Annotated in this window: 5 protein-coding genes; all 5 read left to right on the top strand. The window is 64.7% G+C overall.

The annotated features are described in order from the left end of the window. A partial coding sequence (locus V3572_RS08340; RefSeq protein ID WP_332110526.1) for an ABC transporter permease occupies window positions 1-2,183 on the top strand: 2,183 nt, incomplete at its 5' end. Window positions 2,184-2,331: 148 nt separating this feature from the next. Continuing rightward, entirely contained in the window at window positions 2,332-2,652 is a 321-nt protein-coding gene (locus V3572_RS08345) for a type II toxin-antitoxin system RelE/ParE family toxin (protein WP_332110530.1), read from the top strand. Next, a complete protein-coding gene (locus V3572_RS08350) occupies window positions 2,649-2,972 on the top strand; it encodes a helix-turn-helix domain-containing protein (protein WP_332110527.1) in 324 nt (107 codons plus the stop codon). The genes V3572_RS08345 and V3572_RS08350 overlap by 4 nt, the downstream gene beginning before the upstream one ends. Before the next feature lie 164 nt (window positions 2,973-3,136). Next, window positions 3,137-3,427 carry a type II toxin-antitoxin system Phd/YefM family antitoxin gene (locus V3572_RS08355; RefSeq protein WP_332110528.1) on the top strand — a complete coding sequence of 97 codons (291 nt, stop codon included), beginning with the start codon at window positions 3,137-3,139 and terminating at the stop codon, window positions 3,425-3,427. Next, window positions 3,414-3,770: a type II toxin-antitoxin system RelE/ParE family toxin gene (locus tag V3572_RS08360; RefSeq protein ID WP_332110529.1), complete on the top strand. Its 357-nt coding sequence runs from the start codon at window positions 3,414-3,416 to the stop codon at window positions 3,768-3,770. Before V3572_RS08355 ends, V3572_RS08360 begins: the two co-directional genes overlap by 14 nt. The last annotated feature ends 343 nt before the right edge of the window (window positions 3,771-4,113 follow it).

Here is a 4,113-nt window from a genome sequence, read left to right on the forward strand (position 1 = left end):
TACCTAAGTTCTTCTTTAATAACCGGAAAGAAAATTTTTCCCAAAATAAACAACCTGTGGCCGCGCCGGAGCTGCTCACCCGGCTGGGGCTGGCCGTGGGCGACACGGTGCGTCTGGGACAGGCGGCCTACGTCATCCGGGCCGCCCTTGTGCGGGAGCCGGATCGCCTGATGAGCTTTTGGGGGTTCGGGCCGCGTTTTGTGGTCGCCGAAAAAAGTCTGGCGGCCACGGGGCTGGTGCAGCCGGGGAGCCTTCTGCGCTACGCCTACCGGGTGTCCCTGGCCCCGGGGCGCGATCCCAAGGCCCTGGCCGCCGGGTTGGAGGCGGCCTTTCCCGGGGCCCCCTGGCGGGTGCGCCAGGCCTCGGGGGCCTCGCCGGGCCTGTCCGGATTTTTCGAACGCTTAACCGGCATCATGGGGCTGGTGGGGTTGTCCGCCCTGCTTTTGGGCGGGCTGGGCGTGGCCGGGGCCGTGCGCGGCCAGATCAACGCCCGGGCCACGTCGCTTGCGGCCATGCGCTGCGTGGGGGCCTCTTCCCGGGTGCTTTTCACCGTCTGCCTGCTCCAGATCCTTTTCCTGGCCGCCCTGGGCATCGGCCTGGGGCTGGCCGTGGGGGCGGGCGCGCCCTTTGCCGTGGCCCCGTTTCTGGGGGAGCTGTCGCCGGTGCGCATCGTCCCTGTCCTGTCGCCTGCGGCCTTGGCCACGTCCGCCGCCTTCGGGCTTCTGACCACGCTTTTTTTCAGCCTGCCGCCCTTGTCAGCCGCCGGACGCATCTCGCCCCTGACGCTTTTTCGCGGCTACGGCGAACTGCCGTCCGGCCGCCCGGGGTGGGGCGTTCTGGCCGTGACGGCGGCCTGCGGCCTGGGCATCGCCGTCCTGGCCGTGGCGGTCACCGGAGACCGGCGGCTGGGGTTGGGGTTCGTCGCTGCGGCCGTGCTGTCGGCCGTGGTCCTGCGTGGCGTGGGGTGGCTCTTGGCGCGCGGGTTGCAACTTGCCCCCCTGCCGCGCCATCCGCTTCTGGCCCTGGCCGTGTCGGGGCTGAGGCGTCCGGGCAACGCGGCGGCCGGGGTGGTGGCGGCGCTGGGGCTTGGGCTGACGACGCTTTCGGCCATGGCCCTGGTGGACGCCAATTTTCGCGACCTGGTCTCGCGGGAGCTGCCGGAAAAGGCCCCGGCCTATTTTTTCATCGACATCCAGCCCCACCAACTGGCCGCCTTCGAAGACACGGCGCGCAAAACGCCCGGGGTCATGGCCGTGCAGACCGCCCCGAACCTACGTGGACGCATCGTCAAGGTGCGCGGCATGGCGGCCGAGGCGGCCAATGTCGATCCGGACACGGCCTGGGTGGCCCGGGGGGATCGGGGCATGACCTTCTCCCGCACCCCGCCGGAGAATTCCGCCATTGTGGCCGGGGCCTTCTGGCCGCCGGACTACGCCGGGCCGCCCCTGGCCTCCATGGATGCCGAGGCCGCCGCAGGCTACGGGGTGCGCCTGGGCGATACGGTGACCATAAACGTCCAGGGCCGGGAGTTCGACGTGACCGTGACCAGTTTTCGGCGCATCAACTGGCTGTCGCTTGGCATCAACTACGTCTTCGTGCTCTCGCCCGGGTCGCTCGAGGGGCTGCCGCTGACCTATCTGGCCACGGCCTACACCGCGCCGGAGCCGCCGCGTCCGGACGGGGCGCCCAAGGCCGCTGACGAGGCCCTGTTTGCGGCCGTGTCATCCGGCTTTCCCAACGTCACGGCGGTGAGCGTGGGCGAGACGCTTTCCGACATCACGGCCATCGCCGAAAAGATCGCCCTGGCCGTGACCGCCTCGGCCCTGACCACCCTGGCCGCAGGCATCCTGGTCCTGGCCCAGACGCTTAGCGGGGCGCTGGCGGCGCGCTCGCGCGAGGCGGTGATATTTAAGGTCTGCGGGGCCACCCGGGCCGACATGCTGACCATGCTTTTCGCCGAACACGCCGTGACCGGGGCGGCCGCCGGGCTGGCGGCGCTGGTCCTGGGCACGGCCTGCGCCGCGCTGTTCGTCACCGGCTATCTGAAGATGACCTGGCATTTCGCGGCAGGCCCGGCCCTTTTGACCATCGCCCTGGCGGCCGGGCTTACCGTGCTCTTGAGCCTTGGGGGCACGGTGCGGCTCTTGGGCAAAAAGGCCTGGCCGTATCTGCGGAACGAGTAGGGGGGAGGAAGAGACCAGGGGGAACTTTTTTGCAAAAAAGTTCCCCCCTGGACCCCCTTCAAAAAACTCCGTCACGCTTCGCGTCTGCCTTGCCAAATGGTGACAAATCTGCCAACACACCTTATATGAAACTGACACGGCCGGTTTCCTGGATCAAAGCCGCTCGCAAGGATTTCGAGACGTTCCCGTGGATGTCCAGTCAGACATCCTGAGTGCTTTGACCATGGTGGCGGAAGGCGTGACCCCGGGAGTGGCCAAGCCGCTCAAGGGCTTGGACGGCGGCGTCTTCGAACTGGCCCTCCGGTACCGGGGAGACGCTTTCCGTGCGGTCTATGCCTTGAAGATCGATTCGGACATTTGGGTGCTGCACGCGTTCCAGAAGAAATCGAAGCACGGGATCAAGACGCCCCAGACGGAGATCAACCTCATCCGGGAGCGCCTGAAAAGGCTTCAGGAGGTGTTACGATGAACGATGATCTGGAACTTGTCAGGGGGAGCGGCAACGCGTTCCAGGATTTTGGACATGAGGGCGCAGGCCTTGCGCAGGCGCGTGCGCTGCTGGCGGCCAGGATCGTCCGCGCGCTGGATGATCGCGGGCTTTCCACCCGCGAGGCCGCGCGGCTGACTGGCATCGCCCATTCCGAATTTTCCCGTATCCGCAATGCCCGGCTGTCGCGGTTCTCCCTGGATCGCCTGATCACGATCCTGGGGCGGCTGGACACGACCGTGGAGGTGAACGTCACGTTCCGGAAGCGGCAGGCGGCCATTCGCGATGGCGTGCCTGCCTGAGCACGGAGCGTGCGTCTCGTTCGCAACCGATCCATCCCGACCGGCCTTCAGGCGTACCAGAATTTGCGCCGGAACCCCGGCCCCCTCCGCAGCACGACTCTTGATTCTGTCCGGCGAACCAGATATCCTAAATTCAGTCGTAATTTTTCCCCTGTGGAGGGAGTATGCAACTGCATTCGGGTATCAAGCCCATTTCCTGGCTCAAGAACAACGCCAAGCAACTGATTGAAACCGTTGCCGAAACGGGCAATCCCATGGTCATCACCCAAAACGGCGAGGCCAAGGCCGTGGTGATGAACGTCAAGGCCTATGACCAGATGCAGGAGAGTCTGGCGCTTTTGCGCATGCTGGCGGACAGCTCTCGCGATGTGGAGGCCGGACAGCTTCGCGATTCGGACGCGGTCTTTGCCGACATCCGCACGATGATCGCAGAGAAGCGCGATGGCCGGGGATGACGCGGCCTGGGCGGTCAGGTTCACCCGCTGCGCGGAAGAAGACCTGCGGGGGATTTTCGCGTTTCTGGCCGGGAACGACGGCCCGGACATCGCCGAGGCGGTCCTTGAAAAATTCGTGCGGGCGCGCGACAGCCTGAGGGAGCTTCCCGACCGGGGGCGTGTCCCGCCGGAGTTGCAGCGGGTCAACGTCCTCTCCTATCGGGAAATCCAGGTCGCGCCGTACCGGGTCATCTATCAGGTCAACAAGGCGGCCCGTGAGGTGTACATCCATGTCGTGGCCGACGGGCGGCGCAACTTCACCGAGCTCTTGCGGGAGCGGCTGCTTTTGCCGCCTGTTCTGTAGTGCGGCGTGGCATGGAGGAGACTGTCGCCATACGGCGTTATTATGATGGCTTCTATCGTTCCAAGGAATCCGGAGCGGACGGGGAGATGGACGCTGCATTATCGTGGCCTGCGGGGGCGGCACTGTCAGGTGGATACTACCACTGTACACAAAAAGAACAAACCCTTCGGTCTATCTTTTTCGACGAAACAACATCTTGTGCTGTATATGTTGATGAAGAATCTGATAGGCCTCTTGATCTCTTAACTCAAATCTTCTCCAAATAATATTTGCAATATAATCTGCAAACTGGACACGATAATTATTGTGGCTCTCCTGAGGTTTGAATTCTACGCGAGTTTCT

The sequence above is a fragment of the Desulfolutivibrio sp. genome, from assembly GCF_036584575.1.
GTDB lineage: Bacteria > Desulfobacterota > Desulfovibrionia > Desulfovibrionales > Desulfovibrionaceae > Desulfolutivibrio.